The following is a 2,521-nucleotide window of genomic DNA, read 5'->3' on the forward strand; positions in this document are numbered from 1 at the left end:
TGCCGGCGTCCCCCCAGACTGCAGCATTGCGGATTGCCAGGGTCGCATTCGCAACCCTGGCACACGCCTCCTTGAGCGCCGCGGCATGAACGAAGCGGCGATGGACATGCAGCAGCTCTTCATTGTTGATCTCCCAGCCTTCGCGGCGAAGAAGAACGTGGACGCGGCGATACCCATAGCGGACGCGCGTCTCGCAGATCTCACGGATGCGGGCTTCGATGCCGGCCTGCTCGCGGCGGCGGGATTTGTAGTGGTAGGTCGAGGTGTCCATCTCCAGAACCCGGCAAGCCCGGCGGATCGACACGCCCCAGTCACTGCGAACCCCGTTCACCAGCTCGCGTTTACGAGCAGGCCTCACAGTTTTCGGCGGATGACGTCCTGCAGCATCTCCTTGTCGAGGGAAAGGTCGGCCACGAGCTTGCGCAGCTTCGCGTTCTCGTCCTCGAGCTGCTTCAACCGGCGCATGTCCGGTGGCAGCATGCCGTCGTACTTCTTCTTCCAGTTGAAGTAGGTTGCCTGGCTGATCCCGGCCCGGCGGCAGATGTCCGCCACAGGAACGCCGTCTGCTCCCTGCTTCAGAATAAACGCCTTCTGCGCGTCTGAGAATCTGGATGCCTTCATGGTCCTTCACTCCTCCCAGCCAAGGGAAGATTACGGCGAAAAACTCTAACTCCAAGCGATCCAGTTTTCCGGGATCAGATCAGCCAGCTTGGTCCTCTTTGTCCTGTCAGCGTCAAGGAAGGGCACGATCCTGATCGTCGTCTCCGTGTAGAAGGTTGTCGAGCGGGCCGCCGTGTTCGGCTGAATGGATACCGTCCAAGCCAACCGATGGACTGAATATCACCTCATCGGCAATTATCTGGCGGAGGTTTTCGCGATGTGAAGCCTTATTGATGCCATAGAACTTAAGGCAGAAAAGGGCGACGGCGTAGAAGACGAACGTTACGGGAACGTATATTCTGGCCAGGTTCTTTGGTATGGCTGGGTCGAGCGTTGCAGGGTCGGCGCCCTGAGGGAAGTGGGCAAATTCCAACATTTGCGTGGCCACGAGAATGCCCATGCCAGATACCGCCTTGAGGACAAAGGCGTTTGAGGAAAAGAATAGGCCCTCCGAGCGGCGACCCGTTGTCTTCTGACTGTCCTCGACGACGTCGGCCAACATCGAGGAAATTACAATTGAGCAGGCTATGGAAAACGCGATGCCCACTGTTTGGCAAAATGCCAGGAGCGGAAGCAACATGGCTGTGCCATTACCTGGGAAAAATCCGGCCATGCGGCCAATCAGCGGCGTCCATCCGAACGCGGCAGAGATGACCCAGAGCAGAAATGTGGCACGCTTCTTACCCATGCGTTCAGAGACATAAGGTGACACCAGCAGTGCAATGATCGGTGCAATTATAGCCGTAGTGTTCAGCAACAGAATCTGGCCCGCATCAAGGCCCCAGTAGAAGGTGTTGAAATAGTTGCTGAGCGCCGCCAGCGTACCGGCAGCAATCGCGGAGAAGATCGAGGAAATCGTCAGCGCGATGAATGAGCGGTTTCTGAAGGATTGGAACATGTCGCCTAACGCACGCCCCAAGCCAACGCGGCCAACGGGAGGTTGGGTGAACGTGGGGATCAGTTTGTGGGTGCCGACGGAACTTATGAGGATTGCGCTAGCGATAAATGTGCACGCGATTAGCGAGTAATTGAAATATGCGACGGGATTCAATTGCCCGATTGGATACTTCTCAGTGGCTGTGAACAGCACGCCGAACGAAATTAGACTCATGGAAATTCCGCCCATCCACGAGAAGAAATAGCGAAATGCAAGGAACGAGGTGCGCTCATCGTAGTCGGAAGTGATTTCTGCAACCAGAGCGGAGCTGGGAATTTCGTATATTGAGATGAAAGTTCTAACCAGAACGATCACCGTGACCAAATATAGGAACAGGTCCTGTCCGTATAGGCGCGGCGGGTTCCAAAGGAAGAAATATGAGAGCGTTACTGGGATTACCGACGCGTACATAAACGGATGTCTGCGGCCCCAGCGCGACCTGAAATTGTCTGATATCTGCCCAATGACAGGATCGAGGAACGCGTCAAGAAACAGCGCTATTGCAATCGCTCTTCCCACAAGTTCCGATGAAGCTCCATGGACCTGATTGTAGAAAAACAATAGAAAATAGGAAAATCCTTGGTCCTTGACGCCGTACGCGACCGATCCTATGCCGTATGTGATTTTTTTGAAAAAATCACCCACCCCTGATGGCGGGATTTTTTTATTATCAGTGGTCGGCGCTTGTGGTGGCATGATGCTTGGCACCTCAATTTTATAGGATATAAGTTATATACACTATATGTGCTATATAGAATTGTAGAGATCGTCTGACGGATCGGGCCAAGAGAATTTTGTTCTGATCCGACATTCCCCAAGTGGCCTGCCGCTTGACTTCAAGATCGCCTGATTTTGCTCGCTGGGCAAGCGTTTTTCGCCCCGAGCGGTGTCTGTCGTCGCGCAAACGGCCGAAGTCGGGTGGAT

1 protein-coding gene and 1 pseudogene are annotated in these 2,521 nt (G+C 54.5%); both read right to left on the minus strand.

All coding sequences use genetic code 11. From position 1 onward, the window contains the following. Positions 1-97 precede the first annotated feature (97 nt). Positions 98-621 (minus strand): annotated as a pseudogene (locus POM99_RS22195) (transposase); the annotation flags it as partial. A gap of 112 nt (positions 622-733) precedes the next feature. Beyond that, entirely contained in the window at positions 734-2,293 is a 1,560-nt protein-coding gene (locus POM99_RS22200; protein WP_277280991.1) for an MFS transporter, read from the minus strand. Positions 2,294-2,521 lie beyond the last annotated feature (228 nt).

This window comes from Novosphingobium cyanobacteriorum, assembly GCF_029436685.1.
Lineage (GTDB): Bacteria > Pseudomonadota > Alphaproteobacteria > Sphingomonadales > Sphingomonadaceae > Novosphingobium > Novosphingobium cyanobacteriorum.

Excerpts from the sequence above, each read along its gene's own strand:
- POM99_RS22200 (WP_277280991.1), bottom strand. The coding sequence starts at position 2,293 with ATGCCACCACAAGCGCCGACCACTGATAATAAAAAAATCCCGCCATCA.